At 72.4% G+C, this 21,034-nt stretch carries 25 protein-coding genes, 1 tRNA gene and 1 riboswitch; of the genes, 11 read left to right on the forward strand and 15 right to left on the reverse strand.

Annotation, left to right across the window (positions count from 1 at the left end):
• Window positions 1-48: 48 nt before the first annotated feature.
• Together ACWFQ8_RS10345 and ACWFQ8_RS10350 are read left to right on the forward strand one after the other, a co-directional pair.
• Window positions 49-1,053, forward strand: a complete 1,005-nt coding sequence (locus tag ACWFQ8_RS10345; protein ID WP_453785764.1) for an SEC-C metal-binding domain-containing protein — start codon at window positions 49-51, stop codon at window positions 1,051-1,053.
• 66 nt (window positions 1,054-1,119) lie between these two features.
• Window positions 1,120-1,584 carry a very short patch repair endonuclease gene (locus tag ACWFQ8_RS10350; protein ID WP_453785765.1) on the forward strand — a complete coding sequence of 155 codons (465 nt, stop codon included), beginning with the start codon at window positions 1,120-1,122 and terminating at the stop codon, window positions 1,582-1,584.
• A gap of 61 nt (window positions 1,585-1,645) precedes the next feature.
• Here ACWFQ8_RS10350 and ACWFQ8_RS10355 read toward each other — a convergent pair whose 3' ends face one another.
• Together ACWFQ8_RS10355 and ACWFQ8_RS10360 are read right to left on the reverse strand one after the other, a co-directional pair.
• Window positions 1,646-2,869 carry a hypothetical protein gene (locus tag ACWFQ8_RS10355; protein ID WP_453785766.1) on the reverse strand — a complete coding sequence of 408 codons (1,224 nt, stop codon included), beginning with the start codon at window positions 2,867-2,869 and terminating at the stop codon, window positions 1,646-1,648.
• Between the two features lie 48 nt (window positions 2,870-2,917).
• On the reverse strand, window positions 2,918-3,454 hold the full coding sequence (locus ACWFQ8_RS10360; protein WP_453785767.1) for a GNAT family N-acetyltransferase: 537 nt from the start codon (window positions 3,452-3,454) through the stop codon (window positions 2,918-2,920).
• Window positions 3,455-3,622: 168 nt separating this feature from the next.
• Between ACWFQ8_RS10360 and ACWFQ8_RS10365 the strand changes: the two genes are divergently transcribed.
• Window positions 3,623-3,802, forward strand: a complete 180-nt coding sequence (locus ACWFQ8_RS10365) for a hypothetical protein (RefSeq protein WP_453785768.1) — start codon at window positions 3,623-3,625, stop codon at window positions 3,800-3,802.
• 33 nt (window positions 3,803-3,835) lie between these two features.
• Window positions 3,836-4,135, forward strand: coding sequence for a hypothetical protein (locus ACWFQ8_RS10370; RefSeq protein ID WP_453785769.1), 300 nt, complete (start codon window positions 3,836-3,838; stop codon window positions 4,133-4,135).
• 128 nt (window positions 4,136-4,263) lie between these two features.
• Here the strand turns inward: ACWFQ8_RS10370 and ACWFQ8_RS10375 are convergent, their stop codons facing one another.
• The gene (locus ACWFQ8_RS10375; protein ID WP_453785770.1) at window positions 4,264-4,968 is read right to left on the reverse strand and encodes a DUF4386 domain-containing protein; all 705 of its coding nucleotides are present in this window, start codon (window positions 4,966-4,968) and stop codon (window positions 4,264-4,266) included.
• A 117-nt stretch (window positions 4,969-5,085) separates the two neighbouring features.
• Between ACWFQ8_RS10375 and ACWFQ8_RS10380 the strand changes: the two genes are divergently transcribed.
• The gene (locus tag ACWFQ8_RS10380) at window positions 5,086-5,769 is read left to right on the forward strand and encodes a TetR/AcrR family transcriptional regulator (RefSeq protein ID WP_453785771.1); all 684 of its coding nucleotides are present in this window, start codon (window positions 5,086-5,088) and stop codon (window positions 5,767-5,769) included.
• A 23-nt stretch (window positions 5,770-5,792) separates the two neighbouring features.
• Here ACWFQ8_RS10380 and ACWFQ8_RS10385 read toward each other — a convergent pair whose 3' ends face one another.
• The 5 genes from ACWFQ8_RS10385 to ACWFQ8_RS10405 all read right to left on the reverse strand — a co-directional run bounded on the left by ACWFQ8_RS10385 (window position 5,793) and on the right by ACWFQ8_RS10405 (window position 11,089).
• Entirely contained in the window at window positions 5,793-7,133 is a 1,341-nt protein-coding gene (locus ACWFQ8_RS10385) for a DUF445 domain-containing protein (RefSeq protein WP_453785772.1), read from the reverse strand.
• A 528-nt stretch (window positions 7,134-7,661) separates the two neighbouring features.
• Window positions 7,662-8,351: a DUF1707 SHOCT-like domain-containing protein gene (locus ACWFQ8_RS10390; RefSeq protein WP_453785773.1), complete on the reverse strand. Its 690-nt coding sequence runs from the start codon at window positions 8,349-8,351 to the stop codon at window positions 7,662-7,664.
• A gap of 81 nt (window positions 8,352-8,432) precedes the next feature.
• Window positions 8,433-9,413 (reverse strand): ABC transporter ATP-binding protein, encoded by a 981-nt coding sequence (locus tag ACWFQ8_RS10395; protein ID WP_453785857.1) that lies wholly within the window; start codon window positions 9,411-9,413, stop codon window positions 8,433-8,435.
• Window positions 9,414-9,420: 7 nt separating this feature from the next.
• Entirely contained in the window at window positions 9,421-10,293 is an 873-nt protein-coding gene (locus ACWFQ8_RS10400) for an ABC transporter permease (RefSeq protein ID WP_453785774.1), read from the reverse strand.
• Window positions 10,286-11,089, reverse strand: a complete 804-nt coding sequence (locus tag ACWFQ8_RS10405; protein ID WP_453785775.1) for an ABC transporter permease — start codon at window positions 11,087-11,089, stop codon at window positions 10,286-10,288. Before ACWFQ8_RS10405 ends, ACWFQ8_RS10400 begins: the two co-directional genes overlap by 8 nt.
• A 198-nt stretch (window positions 11,090-11,287) precedes the next feature.
• Between ACWFQ8_RS10405 and ACWFQ8_RS10410 the strand changes: the two genes are divergently transcribed.
• On the forward strand, window positions 11,288-13,732 hold the full coding sequence (locus ACWFQ8_RS10410; RefSeq protein ID WP_453785776.1) for a transglycosylase domain-containing protein: 2,445 nt from the start codon (window positions 11,288-11,290) through the stop codon (window positions 13,730-13,732).
• A gap of 17 nt (window positions 13,733-13,749) precedes the next feature.
• Here the strand turns inward: ACWFQ8_RS10410 and ACWFQ8_RS10415 are convergent, their stop codons facing one another.
• The 3 genes from ACWFQ8_RS10415 to ACWFQ8_RS10425 all read right to left on the reverse strand — a co-directional run bounded on the left by ACWFQ8_RS10415 (window position 13,750) and on the right by ACWFQ8_RS10425 (window position 14,925).
• The gene (locus ACWFQ8_RS10415) at window positions 13,750-14,070 is read right to left on the reverse strand and encodes a DMT family transporter (protein WP_030026576.1); all 321 of its coding nucleotides are present in this window, start codon (window positions 14,068-14,070) and stop codon (window positions 13,750-13,752) included.
• Between the two features lie 31 nt (window positions 14,071-14,101).
• Window positions 14,102-14,170, reverse strand: a riboswitch (guanidine-III (ykkC-III) riboswitch).
• Between the two features lie 49 nt (window positions 14,171-14,219).
• Complete coding sequence (locus ACWFQ8_RS10420; protein WP_453785777.1) at window positions 14,220-14,561, reverse strand: GroES family chaperonin; 342 nt, start codon at window positions 14,559-14,561, stop codon at window positions 14,220-14,222.
• 46 nt (window positions 14,562-14,607) lie between these two features.
• Entirely contained in the window at window positions 14,608-14,925 is a 318-nt protein-coding gene (locus ACWFQ8_RS10425; RefSeq protein WP_453785858.1) for a DUF3618 domain-containing protein, read from the reverse strand.
• Window positions 14,926-15,055: 130 nt separating this feature from the next.
• Between ACWFQ8_RS10425 and bcp the strand changes: the two genes are divergently transcribed.
• The 4 genes from bcp (at window position 15,056) to ACWFQ8_RS10445 (ending at window position 16,933) form a co-directional block, all read left to right on the forward strand.
• Complete coding sequence (bcp, locus tag ACWFQ8_RS10430) at window positions 15,056-15,523, forward strand: thioredoxin-dependent thiol peroxidase (protein WP_453785778.1); 468 nt, start codon at window positions 15,056-15,058, stop codon at window positions 15,521-15,523.
• Between the two features lie 151 nt (window positions 15,524-15,674).
• The gene (locus tag ACWFQ8_RS10435) at window positions 15,675-16,316 is read left to right on the forward strand and encodes an HNH endonuclease signature motif containing protein (RefSeq protein WP_453785779.1); all 642 of its coding nucleotides are present in this window, start codon (window positions 15,675-15,677) and stop codon (window positions 16,314-16,316) included.
• Window positions 16,317-16,432: 116 nt separating this feature from the next.
• The gene (locus tag ACWFQ8_RS10440; protein WP_453785780.1) at window positions 16,433-16,804 is read left to right on the forward strand and encodes an HNH endonuclease; all 372 of its coding nucleotides are present in this window, start codon (window positions 16,433-16,435) and stop codon (window positions 16,802-16,804) included.
• Between the two features lie 54 nt (window positions 16,805-16,858).
• Window positions 16,859-16,933 (forward strand) — tRNA-Leu (locus ACWFQ8_RS10445).
• 50 nt (window positions 16,934-16,983) lie between these two features.
• Here the strand turns inward: ACWFQ8_RS10445 and rdgB are convergent.
• The 4 genes from rdgB to ACWFQ8_RS10465 all read right to left on the reverse strand — a co-directional run bounded on the left by rdgB (window position 16,984) and on the right by ACWFQ8_RS10465 (window position 19,388).
• On the reverse strand, window positions 16,984-17,598 hold the full coding sequence (rdgB, locus tag ACWFQ8_RS10450; protein ID WP_453785781.1) for an RdgB/HAM1 family non-canonical purine NTP pyrophosphatase: 615 nt from the start codon (window positions 17,596-17,598) through the stop codon (window positions 16,984-16,986).
• Between the two features lie 217 nt (window positions 17,599-17,815).
• Window positions 17,816-18,214, reverse strand: coding sequence for a hypothetical protein (locus tag ACWFQ8_RS10455; RefSeq protein WP_453785782.1), 399 nt, complete (start codon window positions 18,212-18,214; stop codon window positions 17,816-17,818).
• 122 nt (window positions 18,215-18,336) lie between these two features.
• Window positions 18,337-19,071, reverse strand: coding sequence for a ribonuclease PH (rph, locus tag ACWFQ8_RS10460; RefSeq protein WP_453785783.1), 735 nt, complete (start codon window positions 19,069-19,071; stop codon window positions 18,337-18,339).
• 83 nt (window positions 19,072-19,154) lie between these two features.
• A complete protein-coding gene (locus ACWFQ8_RS10465) occupies window positions 19,155-19,388 on the reverse strand; it encodes a PTS glucose/sucrose transporter subunit IIB (protein ID WP_361945811.1) in 234 nt (77 codons plus the stop codon).
• 227 nt (window positions 19,389-19,615) lie between these two features.
• Here ACWFQ8_RS10465 and ACWFQ8_RS10470 point away from each other — a divergent pair, with 227 nt between their 5' ends.
• Complete coding sequence (locus ACWFQ8_RS10470; protein ID WP_453785784.1) at window positions 19,616-20,917, forward strand: PTS transporter subunit EIIC; 1,302 nt, start codon at window positions 19,616-19,618, stop codon at window positions 20,915-20,917.
• The last annotated feature ends 117 nt before the right edge of the window (window positions 20,918-21,034 follow it).

Here is a 21,034-nt window from a genome sequence, read left to right on the forward strand (position 1 = left end):
CCCTAAGTCCTTACCCGTCGACTGACCAGCGGCAGTACGGTGTGAACCATGCGCCCCGACACGCCTGCCGAGCACATCGCCGAAGCCGAGCGCCTCATCCGCACGGCGACCCGCTACCCCGAGGACCAGGAGCCGTTGCTCCTCCAGGCCGCGGCCCACCTCGAACTGGCCGACGCACGCGACCGGGCGAGCGCCCTGTACGACCGACTCCTGTCCTCCTCGCCGGCCGATCCGCACCTGATCAAGGCCCTCCAGGCGTCGAACCTCTGGGAGTACGGCCACGAGGCCGAGGCCCGCGCCCTGATCTCGGGCATCCGGGCCCTGTCGCCGAAGGACCCGGCGCCGTGGGAGGTCATCGCCGAAACCCTGGAGGCGCACGACGAGTTGGAGGCCTCGCACGAGTGCTTCACCGAGGCGGCGTCCCTCCTCATCACGGAGGACGCCCCCCTCACCCCGGCCACCACGGCCCTGCTGACCGGCCGTCACCGGGTCCGCCGACTGCTCGGACTCCCCCACGACGAATGGGACATGGTCGCCGACACCCGCCACACCGGGTCGATCCCGCTCGACGAACTCCACGACCCCAAGCGCATCTGGGCCCTGGGCTCCGACGACCCGTCCGAGCTCCGCGCCGAGATCGCCCGCCTGCGCGCGGAACTGGGCGACCGTCGCGCCGCCCTCTCCCGCCCCTTCCCGGTGGCCATCCTCCACTGGCCCCAGGGCGAACTGGCGGAGCTCCTGACCAGTTACCCGACGCTCGCGGGCGAGTACCCCTCGCACGAGGCGCACCTGCTGGCCGTGGAGTCCTCCCTCCGCGCCCTGGCCGCCTCGGGCACCACGAACCTGGGCATCGTCACGGCGAGCGTCCCGTCGTACGAGGCCTTCGCCGCGTCGGAGAAGACCTCCCCGGCCTCCCCCAGCCTCCTGGCGGAGTACGCCACCACCCTGGCGGCCCGCGGCAAGGCCGCGCCCTGGCCCCCCGCCCCCGCCACCTCCTGCTGGTGCACATCGGGCAAGCCGTACGCGGAGTGCCACGGCATCGCGAAGGCCTGACCCCTGGCCGGGGGGCGGGGGCGGGGCCGGCGGGCCGCGGCCGGGCGGGGCCGGCATCATGCGTCCATGCCCGGTGCCGTCCCGCCCTCCGCCTCCTCGTCCCCCGTACCGTCCTCCGCCGGGGTCTCCGCGCGCATGAGTCGGCAGGTCTCGCGCGACACCTCGCAGGAGATGGCCGTACGCCGCCTCCTGCACGCGTCGGGCCTGCGCTACCGCGTGAACGTCCCCGTCCCCGGAATGCCGCGGCGCACGATCGACATCGCCTGGAGCGGCGCCCGGGTCGCCGTGTTCCTCGACGGCTGCTTCTGGCACGGCTGCCCGCTGCACGCGACGCGCCCCAAGTCGAACGCGCAGTGGTGGCAGGCCAAGTTGGACAAGAACATGGCCCGCGACCGCGCAACCAGTGCCCATCTGGAAGCGGCCGGGTGGACGGTCCTGCGCTTCTGGGAGCACGAGGACGCCGCCGACATCGCCGATACGGTGCGCGACGCCCTGCGAAATCCCCGTGGGTGGAGGCCACCGCGCCCCTGACGCTCCGGGCCCGGCAGGACCCCTGTCGGCGCGGCACGGCCCCTGTCCCATCCGGCCGGCCTCAGCCCAGGCCCTGGAACAGGGGGAGCTGCTGGTGGCCGCGGACCAGGGCCCTGGGCGGGGCGGGGCGGGCGGCGGCGAGGGCGAGGAGGGTGCGCAGGGCCGCGACGACGTCCGCGGGGGTGTCGCGGACCATCGACGGAGTGGCGCTGACCACCAGGATGCCGTGGGACTCCAGGCGCAGGCGGCGACGGAGGGTGGCGTGCCAGGAGTCGCGGGTGTAGTGGTACTCCGCCGAGTCGATCTCCAGGGCCACGCCCTCGTCGGGCCAGTAGGCGTCGGGGCTGGCCAGGAAGGTGCCGTCCGGGGTGTGGAGGCGGGCGTTCCACAGCGGCGTCGGGAGGTCCGTCGCCGTGAGGGCGTCGCGGGCCCGGGCCTCGGCGATCGAGCGGACCCCCGCGAGGAGTTCCGCGGCGGCGGCGCGGACCGCGGGGCGGTTCAGCAGGCGGGCGGCCCGTAACTCGGCGTGCAGGTCGTGCGGGTGGCACCAGCCGGCCTGGACGACGTGCGCGAGGACCGAGCGGATCCGGTCGGGGTGGCCGCCGCGGGACGCGAAGTCGGCGGCCGCGCGGACCGGGCGGGTGCTGGGCACGCCGCGGACGGTGATGGTGTGCGGCCAGCGGGAGGTCGGGAGCGGGCGGACCTCCGGGGTGCCGGTGAGCCGGCGGGGCGCGCGGATCAGTACGTCGGCCGGGGTGTACGGGGCCTCCAGGATGCCGAGGAGGGAGAGGGCGGCACCGCCGGTGAGGGCGGCCGTGCTCCCGGACAGGGGGTCGGCGGCCGGCTCGGCGGCGTACAGCACGGCGGCGAGGGCGCGTTGGCGCCGGTCGGGTGGCCCGGTCTGGAGGAGGTGCACCCGGGGCAGCAGGCGCTGCCAGGGGCCGCCCGGGCGGCTGCGGGAGGTGACTGTGCCGTCGGGGACGCCGGCGGCGATGAGCTGGTGGCGGGTGGCCAGATTCAGCTGCCGCCGCGCCACGACCCCTGCCCGCTGGACGGAACCGGCCACGGGGGCCGCCTCCGCCGGCCCGGGGACGGCCTTCGCCGGTGCGGGCGCGGATGCGGGCGGGGGCTCGGCCTCGGGGGCCGGTACGGGCGCAGGCTCGGGGGCCGGTACGGGCGCCGGTCCGGGCGCGGATGCGGGCGCCGCTCCGGGCACAGGTACGGGCGCCGCTCCGGGGGCGGATGCGGATACGGGCGCGGGTGTCGTGCGGGGATTCGTGATCATGTCGCGGGATATGCCCGGACCGGCCGGTGCGACACCCGCCGGGGTCCGCTACCGGTTCGGGTGCTCCGGCGAGAGGAAGACGAGCACACCGGTCTCCGTGCCGGGCCTCGCCGGTACCTCGTGCCAGCCCAGGCGCCGGTACGTCGCCACCGTGTCGACCGCGAGGCGCGAGGTCAGCAGCCAGGCCCGGCGGTCCGGGGCGTCGGCGGTGATCTCGGTCAGCAGGTCCCTCCCGGTGCCGCGGCCGCGCGCGTAGGGGCGTACGGCGAGTTCGCCTATCTCCAGGGCCCCGGTGAGGAGCTCCTTCACGCGCCCGGGGCCGAGCTGCGCCGCGACCTGCGCGTACGCGCGGTTCTTGGGGAAGGCGGCCGGGGTGACCCAGCCCGTGGCGAAGCCGTCGATGCCGGTGCTGGACTGGGCGAGGGCGGTCCGGAATCCGCGGCGCCGGGCATCGACCGGGAGGCGGGTAGCGAACTGGCGAATGGTTTCTTCGCTTTCGTTCCACGGCGGGGCGGAGAAGACGTCCGCGTAGGCGTCGACCAGTTCGTCCGCGAGGTCGAGGACGGCCTGTCCGTAGCAGATCACGATGTCCTGGCTCCTGATGGTGGGTGGGGAATCTCCCCTTTGGGTGGGGAGAGTGAAATTATGCGCTTCGGGTTCCCAGGAGCGGACATCGCACGGATCCGGCGAGTGTGCGACAAATCCCCTCCCCCGCCTCCGTGTCGGCCCACCCCGTGGACGCGTTGAGCAGCCGTGGACAGACTGTTTCGGGCCACCGGCCGGTGCGCGCTCGCCTTCCTCCTCGTCCTGGGGCTGGTGGCGTCGCTGCCGCGCGGGGTACGGGATTCCGTGCCCGACGCGGTGATCGGCGGGGCCGTGCTCGCGCTGGCGGCGGCGCTGGGTGCCCGCCGGAGGGCCGGACGGGCGCGTTAGCCTCATAGGACGGGACGACCGAGGGAGTTCGACATGGCACGGGTACCGAGTTCCGCGGTGGCGGCGGCCGGACTGGTCGGCGGGTACGCCGTCGCCCGGTGGAGCGGGAAGCGGCCCCTGGGCGGTGTCGTCCTGGGCGCCGCCGGGCTCGCGGCCGGACGCGCATGGCACCGCCGGGGCGGGGTGCCCGCGGCGGCCGGGCTGGGGGCGCTGTACCTCGCCGGGTTCGCGGGGGCGCACCCGCTGGCGAAGAAGGTCGGCGCGTGGCCGGCCGTCCTCGGCGCCGCGGGAGTCGTCGCCGCCGCGTCCTGGGCCGTCGCCGACCGCCGCTGACCCCGCCCGCCGAAGCCCCCGCGAGGGGGCCCGGCCCTCTCGCGCCCCAGCCGGTCGCGGACCCGGTGCCGGCCGGGCAGCGCCGGCGCGTCGCCCCGGACGGCAGCGCCGTCAAGCGCGGGTCGGCCTCACCGTCGGACACCTGCCGGATCGGCCACTTCTCCGTCGGCCCGGGACGCGGCGCCCGAGCCGGGCTCGAACCCCCTGACGATCAGCCACCCGGCCAACCCCAGCTCCCAGGCGAACACCGGGAGCGCGGCGGCCGCCCCCGCCACGGAGAGCTGTGCGTAGGCCCCGAACATCACGGCGACGGCCGAGGCGCAGATCAGCGGCCCGCCGACCAGCCCGAGCACGGCGATGAAGCGGGGCACGAGCCGTGCGCGGTACGCCAGGTACGCGAGCAGGACGGTGTTCAGACCGAGGGCGATGTTGGGCCCGAGCAGGAACGCCCAGTCGTGCACGGCCGCCAGCGCGACGTCGGCGCCGGCCGCCTCCCCCGCGTCCCGCCGCAGGGTGACGAGCGCCAGGACGGCGACGATCCCGAGGGTGATGACGGCCGCCTCCAGCAGCCGCCCGAAGGCGTACCCGAGCGCGAGCCCCTCGCCGTGGCGCCGCAGGACGGGGAACAGCGCCGCCCCGGTACCGGCCACCGCCACCACCAGCACCACCTCGCAGAGCACCCCGAGCAGTGCCCGCGTGTCGGCGCCCTGTGCGAGCCGGCCGTCCGCCGCGCCCAGCAGGGGGCGGTACAGAACCGCCGCGGCTATCGCGCTGGCCTCGGTCAGCAGGAACAGCGACCCGGCGGCCACCGCGGTTCTCCGGTCGGGACTCATCTTCTCGGCACCTCTCGTTCAATGATGGTGTACGCCGTACACCTTGCAGCAACCATAGGTGTACGACGTACACTCGTCAAGGAGAGGACGCTGTCGAGGAGGGAAGGGGCCGACGGAATGACCCGGCAGGAAACCACGCACACCCAACGGATCCCCCTGAACAGGAACCGCGTCCTGCGCGCCGCCGTCGCGCTCGCCGACGCCACCGGCATCGACGCGCTCAGCATGCGCAGGCTCGCCCAAGAGCTGGACGTCGTACCGATGGCCCTCTACAAGCACGTGGCCAACAAGGAGGAGCTCCTCGACGGCATGGCCGACGCCGTCGTCGGCGAGATCGACCCGCCGGCTGCGGGCCCCGACTGGCGGCGCGTGGTCCGCGGGCGGATCCTCTCGGCCCGGCGGGTCCTGCTGCGCCACCCCTGGGCGGCCCGGGTCATCGAGTCGCGGAGCGGCCCCACCCCGGCCGTGCTGGCGTACCTGGACTCGATGGCCGGGACCTTCCGGGACGGCGGCCTCTCCGCCGACCTCACGCACCACGTCATGCACGCGATGGGCAGCCGCCTGCTCGGCTTCAGTCAGGAACTGTTCGACACCTCGGGTCCCTCCGGCCCACCGGACCCCGCTCTGGCGGCGCGTTACCCGCACATCGCGGAACTGGCCGCGACGGCCGCACACGACGGGGGTTCCACGGTCGGTGGCGGCTGCGACGACCAGTTCGAGTTCGAATTCGCCCTGGACCTCCTCCTGGACGGTTTCGAAAGCCTCCGCCGCCAGGGCTGGACATCCGCGGGGAAGGCGTAGCGGGGCGCCCGAGCAGAAGCCCCTCAGCCGCCCAGGGCGCGGGACACCGTGTAGATCACCAGGCCCGCCAAGGCGCCGACCACCGTGCCGTTGATCCGGATGAACTGCAGGTCGCGGCCGATGTGCGCCTCGATCTTGCGGGACGTGTGCTCGGCGTCCCAGCTCGCCACCGTGTCCGTGATCAGCGAGGTGATCTCGGTGCGGTAGGTGGTGACGACGTACACCACGGCGCCCTCGGTCCAGCCCTCCACCTTCGTCTGGAGGCGACCGTCGGTGGCCAGGCGCGCCCCCAGGGACATCAGCGACGCCCGCACCCGCAGGCGCAGCTCACTCTGCTCGTCCTCCGCCGCGGACAAGATCATCGAACGGACGGCGGTCCAGGTGGAGGCGATCACGTCCTGGATTTCGGCCCGCGCGAGGAGCTCGGACTTGAGCCGTTCGACGCGGGCCCGCGTCTCGGTGTCCGACTGGAGGTCGGCCGCGAAGTCCGTCAGGAACCGGTCCACCGCCCCGCGCGCCGGGTGCTCGGGCATGTCCCGCATCTCGGTGACGAAGCGCAGCAGCTCCTTGTACACGCGCTCGCCCACCTTGCGGTCCACGAAGCGCGGGGTCCAGCCGGGGGCGCCGCCCTGGACCGCGTCCGAGATCGACGCGCCGTGCGTGACCAGCCAGTCGTGGGCCTTGGCGCACACGAGGTCCACGGCCCGGTGGTGTCCGCCGTCGCTGACGACCCGCTCCAGCGTCTTGCCGATGCCCGGCGCGATCTCGGCGGTCTCGGCGCGCCGGGTGATGGCCTCGCCGACGACGGCCTGCACGTCGGAGTCGCGCAGGACGGTCAGGGCCCCGCGCAGCGCGGTGGCGAGCTCGGCCGTGACCCGGTCGGCGTGGGCGGGGTCGGCCAGCCAGGTGCCGAGGCGGCGGCCGATCCCGAGGGCGTGCAGGCGGGCGCGGACCACGTCGGAGGAGAGGAAGTTCTCGCCGACGAACTCCCCGAGGGAGATGCCGAGCTGGTCCTTCTTGGTCGGGATGATCGCGGTGTGCGGGATGGGGAGGCCGAGGGGGCGCCGGAACAGGGCGGTGACCGCGAACCAGTCCGCGAGCGCGCCGACCATGCCGGCTTCGGCGGCGGCCGCCACGTAGCCGGCCCAGGCTCCGGCGCCCCAGGCGTTCTGGGCGACCTTGGCCAGTACGTAGACCAGCGCGACCAGGGCCAGGAGCCCGGTCGCGGTGGTCTTCATCCGGCGGACGCCGCGCTGGCGTTCCTCGTCCGCCGGACTGAAGACGAACGCCCCGCGGGTTGGGCGCGGCCCGCCGTGCGGTGGGGCCGGCGGGGCGGTCCCTCCGACTGTGGTGCGGTTGTCCACGTGCTCCTGCCTTCCCCCGGGGGCGCCGGTTTTGTCTGCACAGCATCCGACTACTGGGAGGCCGCAGTAGTTCCCGCCACGCCCTTCCGCTCCCGCGAGGGGTGGCGGTACACCGGGCCCCGACCCACCCGGGCCGCCCGCGCGGTGCGGGCCCCGCGGGACCCGCACCGCTGCGGCCTGCGGCCCAGCGCCGCCTGTCAGGTGGCCCGGGTGCGCGGCTACCCCGGGGCAGGCCCCTTCGAACGCGGCGAGCCCGCCCGCCCCGCCGGCCCCGGAGGCCGACGGCTCCGCCGCAACCGGCCGCCCACCTCGGGCCGCCCGGTCAGCGCGGCTGCGCCGCCACCCCCGGGAACGCCGGCCCGGGGACGGCCCGGGCCGCCCGGTGCGCCGCCCGGCCCGGGGCCCTGCGCCTCGGCACGCGCCCTCGCCGAGCCGGTGGTGCCGCCGGGCCGACGAGGGCGGCCTGCGTGTCGGTGGCACGTGCCTCGCGGCCCCGGCCCGGGCCGGGCCGGCGGGCGATGCTCCCGGCTACAGGGACTTGCGCGGGGGGTTGTCGCCGCGCAGGGATGCGGGGGGCTTGACCTTGATCTCCACGCCGCCCCAGAACGCGAGACCCGTCACCACCACGCGCGGCGCGCCCGGCTGGGGCGGGCCCGGGTGGTCGCGCTGGTCGAAGGCGCCCATCACGCCGATGCCCCGGACGTCGACCTCCACGCCCGGCGGCACCGTGATCTCGATGCCGCCCATGATCGCGACGCAGTTGATCACGACCTCGCGCTCCGCGAAGCGGGCCTCCCGCAGGTCGATCTCCCCGCCGCCCCAGAACGCCACCGCGTCGAACCGCGCCGGCACCGTCCACGGCCCCCGGCGCTGGAACCCCGACATCACCGCCACGCCCGTCCTCGACACCGCCGACCCGCCGATCCGGGCCGGCCAGGACGGCTGCTGCCCGCCGGCGCCCGCGGCGTACGGCGCCGGCGCGACCCGGGTCGGCGCCGCCTCCGGGTAGTGCACCGCGCCCCCCGGCAGGTCCCGCGTCAGGGGCTCCAACTCCGCGTAGGTACGGGACGTGTACGCCGCCTCCAGCCGCTCCTCGAACTCCTCCATGTCGAGCCGGCCCTCGGCGACGGCGTCCCGCAGACGCTCCACCACCCGGTCCCGGTCGGCGTCCGACGCCCTCAGCTCAGGCAACGGCCTCTCGGGCCGCTCTTCACTCATGCCGTCCAGCCTATGCAGGGATCGGCGGCAGTCGTATGACCCGTACCGCCCGACCGACCCCGGCTTCCCCCTGATTTCGGCTCAGCCCCGCCCCGCGTACATCCGCGCGATCACGTCCTCGATGTCCGGTTCCCGCACCGAAAGGTCCACCAGCGGGTACTCCGCCGCCACGGCCGCCACCAGCGGCGCCGCCGAGGCCCCCGCCGGGAACGCCAGCCACTGCCGCGGCCCCTCCACCTTCACCACCCGCGCCCCCGCCACGTCGATCGGCGCGTGCTCCCGGTCCAGGTCGACCACCAGCGTCCGCTCGCTCTCCCCCGCCGCCCCCGCCGCGTGCAGCCCGGCCAGCGCCCCGTCGTACATCAGGCGCCCGTGGTCGATCACCATCACCCGCTCGCACAACTGCTCGATGTCCTGGAGATCGTGCGTGGTCAGCAGCACCGTGGTGCCCAGCTCCTCGTTCAACTGCCGCAGGAAGCCCCGTACCTTCGCCTTGCTCACCACGTCGAGCCCGATCGTCGGCTCGTCCAGGTACAGCACGTCCGGATCGTGCAGCAGCGCCGCGGCGATGTCCCCGCGCATCCGCTGCCCCAGCGAAAGCTGCCGCACCGGTACGTCGAGCAGCTCGGCCAGGTCCAGCCGGTCCACGCAGCGCTCCAGGTTGTGCGCGTACCGCGCCGCCGGAATCCGGTACATCCGCCGCATCAGCCCGTACGAGTCCCTCAGCGGCAGGTCCCACCACAGGGTCGTGCGCTGCCCGAAGACCACCCCGATCCGGTGCGCCAGGCGCATCCGCTCCCGCGCCGGGTCGATGCCCGCCACCCGCAGCCGGCCACCGCTCGGCGTCAGGATGCCCGTCAGCATCTTGATCGTGGTCGACTTCCCGGCCCCGTTGGGCCCGATGTAACCGACCACCTCCCCGCGCGCCACCTCGAAACTGATCCCGTCCACCGCCCTGACCAGGCGCTTCTCCCGGCGCACCGAGCCCACCCGGCGCCGTACCTCGAAGACCTTCTCGACCCCGTCCACCGAGATCAGCACATCCGACTCCGCATGCGACACCACTGGCTCAACTCCCCGTACTGCGGTAGGAACGGACTCCCGCGCGCCACGCCAGCGACGCGGGCAGGAACACCGCGAAGGCCACCAGCGGGCTCAGGAACGCCACCCACCCCGGCAGTCCCAGCGGTTGGGGCCGCCCCAGCACGTACAGCGCGGGCAGCCAGTTGACGAAGGCCAGCGGGATCACGAACGTCACCCCGCGCAGCAGGTCCTGCGCGAACACCGTCGGCGGGTACTGGAGCATCGTGCAGCCCCCGTACGTGAAGGAGTTCTGCACCTCCGCCGCGTCCCCGGCCAGGAACTGGAACGCCGCCCCGCCCACCATCACCGCCGCGAAGATCGCCGCGCCGGCCACGAGCATCAAGGGCACCAGCAGCACTTCGGCGGCCGTCCAGTCCACGTCCACCGTCCACACCGCCCAGCCCAGCACCGCCAGCCCCTGCCCGATCCGCCCCAGCCGGCGCAGCGCGAAGCGGTCCGCCGCGACCTGCGCGAGCACCGGGACCGGACGCACCAGCATCGTGTCGAGCGACCCGTCACGGATCCGGGCACCGATCCGGTCGGTGTTGCCGAGCAGCAGGTCCGCCAGGCCCAGCGAGGCCGAGCAGGACCCGTACAGCAGGGCGACCTCGGGCAGCGTGAAACCGCCGAGGACGTCCACGTGGGAGAACATGATGAAGATCGCGACGAAGTCGAGCAGGGTGATCGCCGCCTGCCCGACCACCGAGAGGACGAAGGACGCCCGGTACGTCAGCGTCGAGCGGATCCACATCCCCGCGATCAGCCCGTAGCCCCGCAGCCCCTCCCGGACCACCCGCACCCGGCCCGGCGGAGCCACCTCCGGTGGCGCGAACTCCCGCTCCAGCAGCGCCTCAGCCACCCTGGACCACCACCTTCCGCGTCGCGGCCGACTGCAGCAGCCGCCCCGCGCCCAGCAGGACCGCGGCCCAACCGACCTGGAACCCCAGCGCCTCGGCCGTGCCCGCGACTCCCGCGTGCTTGCCCAGCAGCACGTCCAACGGCACCTGGAGCATCGCCGCCCACGGCAGCGCCCGGACCCACTCGCCGAAACCGCCCGGGAACACGGTCAGCGGCAGCAGCATCCCGGAGAAGAAGATCGAGACCACCGTGGCCATCAGATTGACTCCGGACCCGTCCATCAGCCAGAACGCGGCCAGCCCCAGCAGGTAGCGCACGGCGAAACTCACCACCAGCCCGAGCCCCACCGAGACCAGGAACAGCGCCCAGCGCACCGGATCCGCCGGCAGCGCCAGCTGGAACGCCAGCGCCCCCGCCACGATCGGCACCACCCCGCGCCCCAGCAACTGGAAGCCGGCCCGGCCCAGATCCGCCGCCAGCCACCACAGTTGGAGGTCCGCCGGCCGGTACAGGTCGACGGCGATGTCGCCCGTGCGCACGCGCTCCTGCAGCTCCTCCTGGAAACCGCCCCCGATGATCGCCCCCGCCGCGAGGAGCGACTGGCTCACGAACACGAAGGTGAGCGCCTGCGCCTGGTCGTAGCCCCCCAGCCCGGGACGCTCGTCCCACAGCGCGATGTAGGTGTACGCCACGATGAAACCGAACACGGTGTTGGTGAACACCCCGGCCGCCGTGGCCGTCCCGTAGGTCGCGTACCGGCGGAACCCGCCCGCCGCGACCGCGAGGTAGAGACGCACCGTCCCCCCTGCTTCCCGATGCACCGTATCCCTCCGTTTCCCACGTCGTTCCTACGTCGGCCAAAGCGCGCGAGCTTAGTACGGAGGGGCGAGCCACGCGACCGATTTACGCCCGTCCGGGACGGAATCAGCGGCCATCGGGTAGACACCATGAGGTACAGAAGTGGATATTTCGCACGGCGCTGAGGAGTCCTGGAGATGAGCGACCAGTCACCACCACCGGGCTGGACCCCTCGCGATCCGGACACCCCCGACCCACAACAGCGGTTCGAACAGCGGCAGGGACGGCAGGACCGGCAGCAGCGGCCGAAGCCGGGACGCGGCCGCAAACGGACCGGCTGGCGCCGCGCCCTCCCCACCTGGCGCCTGCTCGCCGGCGGCGTACTCCTCCTCGCCCTGCTGCTCGGCGGCGCCCTCGTCGCCGGATACCTGCTCGTCGACATCCCGCCCGCCAACGCCGCGGCCACCGCCCAGTCGAACGTCTACCTCTACTCCGACGGCTCCCAGATCGCCCGGGACGGCGAGGTCAACCGCGTCAACGTCCCGCTCTCGCAGGTCCCCCGCACCGTCCAGGAAGCCGTACTCGCCGCCGAGGACCGGGACTTCCACTCCGAACGGGCGGTCGACCCGAAGGCGATACTGCGCGCCGCCTGGAACACCGCGACGGGCAAGGGCACCCAGTCCGGCTCGACCATCACCCAGCAGTACGTCAAGAACTACTACCTGGGCCAGGAACAGACCATCAAACGCAAGGTCAAGGAGTTCTTCATCGCGATCAAACTCGGTCGCGAAAAGTCCAAGAACTACATCCTGGAGGGGTACCTGAACACCAGCTACTTCGGCCGCAACGCCTACGGCATCCAGGCCGCCGCCCAGGCCTACTACGGCAAGGACGTCGGCACACTCACCACCGCCGAAGGCGCCTACCTCGCCACCCTCCTCAACTCGCCCAGCGCCTTCGACGTCGTCTCCCACCCCCGCAGCCGCCCCCGCGCCCTCGCCCGCTGGAACTACGTACTCGACGGCATGGTCAAGAAGGACTGGCTCCCCGCCACCGAACGCGCCACCACCCCCTTCCCCGAACCGGGCAAGGTCCGCGCCGCCGCCGGCCTCTCCGGCCAGCGCGGCTACCTCGTCGAGGCCGTCAAGGACTTCGTCCTCGAACGCGGCATCCTCGACGACAAGACCCTCGCCGAAGGCGGCTACCGCATCACCACCACCATCGACAGGCGCCGCCAGAACGCCATCGTCGACGCCGTCGACGCCCAGCTCGTCAGCCGACTCGACCCGCAGGCCCGCAAGGCCGACCGGCTGGTCCGCGCCGGCGGCGTCTCCATCGACCCCGCGACCGGCAAGGTCGTCGCCCTGTACGGCGGCATCGACTACACCAAGCAGTACGTGAACAACGCGACCCGGCACGACTACCAGGTCGCCTCCACCTTCAAACCGTTCGTCTTCGCCGCCGCCGTCGAGAACGACTCCCGCACCCAGGACGGCCGCCGCATCACCCCGAACACCGTCTACAACGGCGACAACAAACGGCGCGTCGTCGGCACCCGGCTCTCCTACGCCCCCGAGAACGAGGGCCAGGTCTCCTACGGCGACATCACCGTCAACACCGCCACCGACCTCTCCGTCAACGCCGTCTTCGCCCAGATGGTCGTCGACGTCGGCACCGCCGAGGTCAAGCAGACCGCCATCGACCTCGGCATCCCCGAGAACACCCCCAACTTCGACCCCGGCCCGGCCATGGCGCTCGGCACCCTGCAGGCCAGCGTCCTCGACATGACCCAGGCCTACGCGACCCTCGCCGACCACGGCCGCCGCACCCCGTACACCTTCCTGGACAAGATCACCAAGGGCGGCGGCGCCATCGCCCTGCCCGACCGCACCCCCGTCCAGGCCATCAGCCGCGAAGCCGCCGACACCACCACCTCCATGCTGATGAGCGTCGTCGACAACGGAACCGGAACGGCCGCCCTCGCCGCCGGCCACCCGGCCGCCGGCAAGACCGGCACCGCCGAACTCGACCGCTCGGCCTGGTTCGCGGCGTACACCCCCGACCTGGTCACCGTGGTCTCGATGATGGGCCAGGACCCGGACACCGGAACCCAGCAATCCCTGTACAACGCCCTCGGGGAGCCCCGGATCGGCGGAGGCGGCTACCCCGCCCGGATCTGGGCCGCCTACACCAAGACGGCCCTGGAGGGCACCGACCCCGTCGACTTCGAACTGGAACTGCAGCCCGGCGCGGCCCAGCCCCCGCCCCCACCGGACGAGGAGTCCGAACTGCCGCCCCAGACCCCGGGCAGCCGCACCCCCGCACCCCCGCTCCGGCCGACCCCGCCCACGGGCGGGCAGACGCAGGGCGGCCAGAACCAGGGCGGTCAGAACAACGGCGGTCAGAACAACGGCGGACAGACGCAGGGGGGCCAATCCCAGGGCGGACAGACCCAAGGAGGCCAGAACAACGGAGGCCAGGACAACGGAGGCCAGGGCAACGGCGGCCAGGACAACGGCGGTGCCACCCAGGGCGGCCAGGGCGACCCGGGCGGCACCGGCACCGGCGGCCAGGGCACCCAGGGCGGCGCGGACGGCGGCGCCGGCGAGGTCGTGCGACCGCCCTCCGCGTTCCTGGAGTAACCCGGGCCGAGGACCCGTCAGTGACCGGAGGTCGCCTTCAAACCGACAACGGCGACCAGCAGCAGGCAGATGAAGAAGATCCGGGCGGCGGTGACGGGCTCACCCAGCACCGCCATACCGAGCACCGCCGCACCGGCGGCCCCGATACCGACCCACACCCCGTACGCCGTACCGATCGGCAGGGTCTTGGCGGCGTACGACAGCAACACCATGCTGGCGACGATGCCCGCACCCGTGAACACACTGGGCCACAACCGGGTGAAGCCCTCCGTGAACTTCATGCCGATCGACCAGCCGACCTCCAGCAGACCGGCGAGAAGAAGCAGGACCCATGCCATGACGGCACCTCCGAGACAACGAGCGATACGGGGTGCGTCGTCTTGTCGTACCCGGTACGGCGCGTCTCGTCGGGGTCCATCCACCGTAGCAAAGGGCAGCCGAAAGGGCTGGTGACCCCGGCCACCAGCCCTTGTGCACCCGGGTGCACTCAGAGATACAGCCCGGTGGAGTCCTCCGACCCCTCCAGCCGCTCCGCGGCCACCGCGTGCAGGTCCCGCTCGCGCATCAGCACGTACGTCGCCCCCCGCACCTCGACCTCGGCCCGGTCCTCGGGGTCGTACAGCACCCGGTCACCGGGCTCCACGCTCCGCACGTTCTGCCCGACCGCGACCACCTCGGCCCAGGCCAACCGCTTGCCCACGGCCGCCGTCGCCGGAATCAGGATGCCGCCGCCCGAGCGCCGCTCCCCCTCGGGCAAGTCGGAACGCACGAGCACGCGGTCGTGCAGCATGCGGATGGGCAGTTTGTCGTCGGTGGTGTTCTCGCTCACGCCCCGAACCTACCTGCCCGTGTCCGCACCGCACTCCGGAGGGTCGTCACCGCTTGCGGCGCGCCGTCACCACGAGCAGCCCGACCACACCCACCGCGAGCAGCGCAACGGGCACGATCCGCTCGAACCGCGGCGTCCCGTCCTCCGACCGGAACCCTGCCTGGAGGTCCGTGACGGTCCGGTTCACGGCCGCGAAGGCCCGCCCCGCGGTGTGGTCGACGGTCGAGGCGACCCTGGCCTTCGCGTCCCCGATGATCGTCTTCGGGTGCATCCGCACACCGATCTCGTCGAGCGTCTCGGCGAGCTGCTCGCGGCGGCGGACGATGTCCGCCTCGATCTGTGCGGGGGTCCTGGCTTCCGGCACCGCGCTGCCTCCGTCGTCGTCGTGTCGTGTCATGTGGTGTTGTCTGTGGCGTGATCCGTCAGGGACAGTCTGTCAGCTACGTCAGCTTAGGCTCATGGCATACCGATCCCCTCCCGAGGAGACTGCCGACATGAGCGAGCGACTTACGCCGGGCGACACCGCCCCCGCCTTCACCCTGCCCGACGCGGACGGCAACGAGGTCTCGCTGGCCGACCACAAGGGCCGCAAGGTGATCGTGTACTTCTACCCGGCCGCCCTGACGCCGGGCTGCACCAAGCAGGCCTGCGACTTCACCGACAACCTCGACGCGCTGGCCACGGCCGGCTACGACGTCATCGGCGTCTCGCCGGACAAGCCGGAGAAGCTCGCCGCGTTCCGCGAGAAGGAGAACCTGAGGGTCACCCTGGTCGGCGACCCGGCCAAGGAGACGCTGGCCGCCTACGGCGCGTACGGCGAGAAGAAGCTCTACGGCAAGACGGTGACCGGCGTCATCCGCTCCACGGTGGTCGTGGACGAGGACGGCAAGGTCGAGCACGCCTTCTACAACGTCAAGGCGACCGGCCACGTAGCCAAGATCATCAAGGACCTGGGCGTCTGACCCGCCCCGCCCCCGCCCCACCGCAGCGGCCCGCACCCATCCGGTGCGGGCCGCTCCGCTTATCGGACGAAACCCCCCGTAACCGCCCGCCCGCCTGCCCGTTACTCCGTACGAGGCCCGCACACGCGGCCGCACCACGGAGGGAACGACGATGCCGATCAGCCCGTACACGAAGCAACGCCTCGCGGAGGCGGCGCGCACGTCGCGCACGCTCACCGAGGCACTGGAGAAGCTGGGGGTGGATCCGAAGAGCCCGTCGAGGCGGTACCTGCTCGACCGCATGCGGAAACTACAGGTGGACGTCGCGCACTTCGAGCGGGAGGGAGTGAAGTGGACGAAGGACGTCCTGGCGGAGGCCGTGGCAGCCTCGACGACCATGTGCGAGGTGCTCAGGCGCCTCGGCCTCGAAGTGGTGGGCGGGCACCACACCCACATCACCCGTCGGGTGAAAACCTTCGACATAGACACCTCGCACTTCAAACTGCCCTCGCCCGCGGGGCGCCCCAAGCCCCGGCGGACCCCGGAGACGCTCCTCGTCATGCGGGACGGGGCGGATGCCCGCCGGGTGCCGGGCGAGCGGCTCAAGGTGGCCCTCGTGGCGCTGGGTGTTCCCCACCGGTGCGACAAGTGCGGCACGGCGCCCACCTGGCGGGGATTTCCGCTGCCGCTGGAGGTCGACCACATCGACGGCGACTGGCGCAACAACCGGCGGGAGAACCTACGGCTGCTCTGTCCGAACTGCCACTCCACCACGGACACGTACCGCGGCCGGGCGAAGGGGCGACGCCGGTGAGTCGACCGTACGTACGGCGCATAAAACCCGACCGCGCGACCCTGCGCGACGCCGTAGCGTCGTCGCAGTCATTGGCGGAGACGCTCCGTCAGCTGGGCAGGGGGCCCTCCACCAGCATGAACGAGATACTCAAGCAGTGGATCCGTGAGGACGGCCTGTCCACCGCGCACTTCCTCGGGCAGGCCCACCATCGCGGCAAACAGGGTCGCAGCACCGCGCGACCGGCCACCGAGGTCCTCGTCAAACACGACGGGACGCGGCGCACCCGTACCTCCCGGCTGCGCCGCGCACTGCGGGAGATCGGGCTCCCGGAATGCTGCGCCCTGTGCGGGACGCCTCCCCTGTGGCTCGGGCAGTCCCTGACCCTGGAGGTCGACCACATCAACGGCGATTGGAGTGACGACCGGCGGGAGAACCTGCGGCTGCTCTGCCCCAACTGTCACGCGATCACCAGCACCTGGTGCCGGGGCGGGCGCAGGACTCGCTAGAAGCGGAAACCGATCTCCGCTCGACGGGCGGGCGCAGTACAGTGTCCTTGGCTTGCGCCCGTACGCCAACGGTGAGCGACGACCTTTAGGTGGTCGTGTGTGTCGGTTCGAATCCGACCGGGCGTACCAAGTCGACAAGGCCCGGCCTCCCGCTTTCCGGGAGGCCGGGCCTTGTCGCGTCAGCCCAGGAGGTCGCGGACCGCGGGGACAAGGGCGCGGAAGGCCTGGCCGCGGTGGGAGATCGCGTTCTTCTCCGCCGCCGTCAGCTCCGCGCAGGTGCGGGACTCGCCCAGCGGCTGGAGGATCGGGTCGTAGCCGAAGCCGCCCGTACCGGTGGGCGCGGGGCGCAGGGTGCCCAGGAGGCGGCCCTCGACGACGCGTTCGGTGCCGTCCGGCAGGGCGAGGGCGGCGGCGCAGAAGAAGTGCGCGCCGCGGTGCTCGGGGGCGATGTCGGTGAGCTGGGCCAGCAGCAGGCGGAGGTTGGCCTCGTCGTCGCCGTGGGAGCCGGCCCAGCGGGCGGAGAAGATGCCGGGGGCGCCGTTGAGGACGTCCACGCAGAGGCCGGAGTCGTCGGCGACGGCGGGCAGGCCGGTGGCGCGGGCCAGGGCGTGGGCCTTGAGGAGGGCGTTCTCGGCGAAGGTGACGCCGGTTTCCTTCACGTCCGGGATCTGTGGGTACGCGTCCGCGCCGACCAGCTCGTGCGGCAGGCCGGCGTCGGCGAGGATCGCGCGGAGTTCGGAGACTTTGCCCGCGTTGCGGGTGGCCAGGATCAGGCGGCTGGGCGTCGAGGTCATGGCGCGATTATCCCGCGCCGGGCGCAGGGGCCGCGGCTGGGGTTCGGGGCTCCGCCCTGGGCGGCCTCGGCCGGCCCGCGGTCGGGACGTCGGGCGGCGCGGGCCGAGCAGGCCGAGCAGGCCGAGCACAGGCTCCGCCCCCGGCCGGGCCGCGCGGGCCGGCCGACGCCGCCCGGGCCCGGGCCGGGCCCGGGCCGGGCCCCGCGGGCGGCTTCGGTCAGCCCGGGGTGCAGACCTTGGAGATCTCCGAGGCGGCGTCGGCGACCGGCTTGATGTCCGGGTTGACGTTGCCGCCCTCCAGGGAGGTGCGGACGTTCTTCACGGCCGTGGTCATCGAGTCGATGGCCTTGCCGAGGTCGGCGTTGTCCGTCTGGTCGCCGATCTTCTTCAGGTTGGTATCGATGGAGTTCAGCGCGTTCTGGGCGTCCTGCGGGCTGTTGCCGGCCTGGGAGACCGCCTGCTGGAGGTCGTTGGCGCTGTCCGCGATGGCCACCGCCGTGTTGGCGCAGTCCATCGCCGTCGATATCGCGTCGCAGGACGTCAGGGCCGGGACGGCGAGGACGGCCGCGACGGCGAAGGCCGTCAGGCGGTGCTTCGGCTTGGACGAGATCTTCATTCGGTCCCCCGGGTGGACGTGTGGGTACGTGGACGGGCGCGCGGCTGTGACACCGTGCGCCCGTATGGTGAGAGACGCCGGGCGGGGCCCGGCGGTTGCCGCTGTTGCCGCTGTGCTGCCGGTTACGGCGCTTGCAGGTCCAGCGCGCTCAGCTGGAGGGCTTCCAGGTCCGCGCAGCCGCCGGTGGCGAGGTCGAGGAGGGCGTTGAGTTCCTTGCGGTCGAAGGGTTCGCCTTCGGCGGTGCCCTGGACCTCGACGAAGCGGCCGTCGCCGGTGCAGACGACGTTCATGTCGGTCTCGGCGCGCACGTCCTCCTCGTAGCAGAGGTCGAGGAGCGGTACGCCGTCGACGATGCCGACGCTGACGGCGGCGACGGTGCCGGTGAGGGGCTTGCGGCCGGCCTTGACGAGCTTCTTCTTCTGGCCCCAGGCGATGGCGTCGGCGAGGGCGACGTAGGCGCCGGTGATGGCGGCGGTGCGGGTGCCGCCGTCGGCCTGGAGGACGTCGCAGTCCAGGACGATCGTGTTCTCGCCGAGGGCCTTGTAGTCGATGACGGCGCGCAGCGAGCGGCCGATGAGGCGGGAGATCTCGTGCGTGCGGCCGCCGATCTTGCCGCGTACGGATTCGCGGTCGCCGCGGGTGTTGGTGGAGCGGGGCAGCATCGAGTACTCGGAGGTGACCCAGCCTTCGCCGCTGCCCTTGCGCCAGCGCGGGACGCCTTCGGTGAAGGAGGCGGTGCAGAAGACCTTGGTGTCTCCGAAGGAGATGAGGACGGAGCCCTCGGCGTGCTTGCTCCATCCGCGTTCGATGGTGACCGGGCGGAGCTGTTCGGGCGTACGGCCGTCGATGCGAGACATGGCTGCGAGCCTAGTCCCTGCGGGGGAACGAGAGGACCCCGTCCGGGTGGGTCCGGTACGGGGTCCTGTGGTGCGGTCTCAGGTCACATCATGTCTTCGATGTCCGCGGCGATGGGGTCGGCGTCGGTGCCGATGACGACCTGGATCGCGGTGCCCATCTTGACGACGCCGTGGGCGCCGGCGGCCTTGAGGGCGGCTTCGTCGACGAGCGACGGGTCGACGACCTCGGTGCGCAGGCGGGTGATGCAGCCTTCGACTTCTTCGATGTTCTCGATACCGCCGAGCCCGGCGACGATCTTCTCAGCCTTGGTGGCCATGTGTTTCTCCCTGAGTGGTACGAAGAACGGGTCTCGGCGGCCAGGTTCGTGGATCCCACCTGTGCGGTCCGCTTGTCACGGTAACTCACGGTTGGCCCATCTATGCGAGCGCGTGACGACCGTCTGTCGAATGATGACGATCAGCGGCAGACCCGCCCACAACTGGTCTACACCAGTGTGCCGCACGTGGTGCGACTGCCAAAACGGGCCGGTCAGGGAGGAAGCCGATGAGCGCGAGCAGCGCCGAGGGAGCGCCACGGCCGAAGTGGCGGAACGGTTTGTTCCAGGGACTCCAGAAGATGGGGCGGAGCCTCCAGCTGCCGATCGCGGTGCTGCCGGCGGCGGGCATCCTGAACCGGCTGGGCCAGGACGACGTCTTCGGCAAGGACGGTCTCGGCTGGACGGACGTCGCCAAGGTGATGGCGAGCGCGGGCGGGGCCCTGCTGAACGCCGATCTGGGCCTGCCGCTCCTCTTCTGCATCGGCGTCGCGATCGGTATGGCCAAGAAGGCGGACGGTTCGACGGCACTGGCGGCGACGGTGGGGTTCCTCGTCTACCGCGCCGTGCTGCGCGCCTTTCCCAAGCCGTGTCCCGCGCAGACCACGGACGTCGGCGGCGGCTGCCTGGGGCCCGACAACACGTTCGCGGAGTACACCTTCCAGAATCCGGGGGTGTTCGGCGGCATCGTCATGGGCTTGCTGTCCGCCTGGTTCTGGCAGCGCTTCCACCGGGTGAGGCTGGTCGACTGGCTGGGCTTCTTCAACGGCCGCCGACTGGTCCCGATCATCATGACCTTCGTCGCGATCGCCTTCGCCGTGCTGTGCCTGTGGATCTGGCCGCCGATCGGTAGCGCGCTGGAGAGCTTCTCCGACTGGCTGGTGGGCCTCGGCTCCTGGGGTGCGGGCATCTTCGGTGTCGCCAACCGTGCGCTGCTCGTGATCGGACTGCACCAGTTCCTGAACGTGCCGGTGTGGTTCCAGTTCGGCACGTTCACCGAGCCGGACGGCACGGTGGTGCACGGTGACATCCTGATGTTCCTGGCGGGCGACCCGGATGCCGGGCAGTTCCTGTCCGGTTTCTTCCCCATCATGATGTTCGCGCTCCCGGCGGCGGCGCTGGCGATCACGCACTGCGCGAAGCCGCAGCGGCGCAAGGAGGTCGGCGGGCTGATGCTGTCGGTCGCCCTGACCTCGTTCGTCACGGGCATCACGGAGCCGCTGGAGTACTCGTTCCTCTTCGTGGCGCCGCTGCTGTACGCGGTCCACGCGGTGCTGACGGGTGTGTCCATGGCGGTGACGTGGGCGCTGGGGGTGCACGACGGGTTCAGTTTCTCCGCGGGGCTGATCGACTACGTCATCAACTGGAGCCTGGCGACCAAGCCCTGGATGATCATGCCGATCGGTCTGGCCTTCGCGGTCGTGTACTACGCGATCTTCCGCTTCGCGATCACCGCGTTCGATCTCGCGACCCCGGGACGGGAGTCGGACGAGGAGATCGAGGAGATGCGGAAGGAGAACACGAAGGCCTGAGCGGGCCTTCCGGCCCCTCCCTCCAAGCCCTCGGATCCACGGATCCGGGGGCTTCCCGCGTGGCCGCAGGCCCGACGGCCCGGACGCGGGGCGGGTCCCGGCGGGATGTGGCGTAGA

The sequence above is a fragment of the Streptomyces sp. NPDC055254 genome (assembly GCF_053606025.1).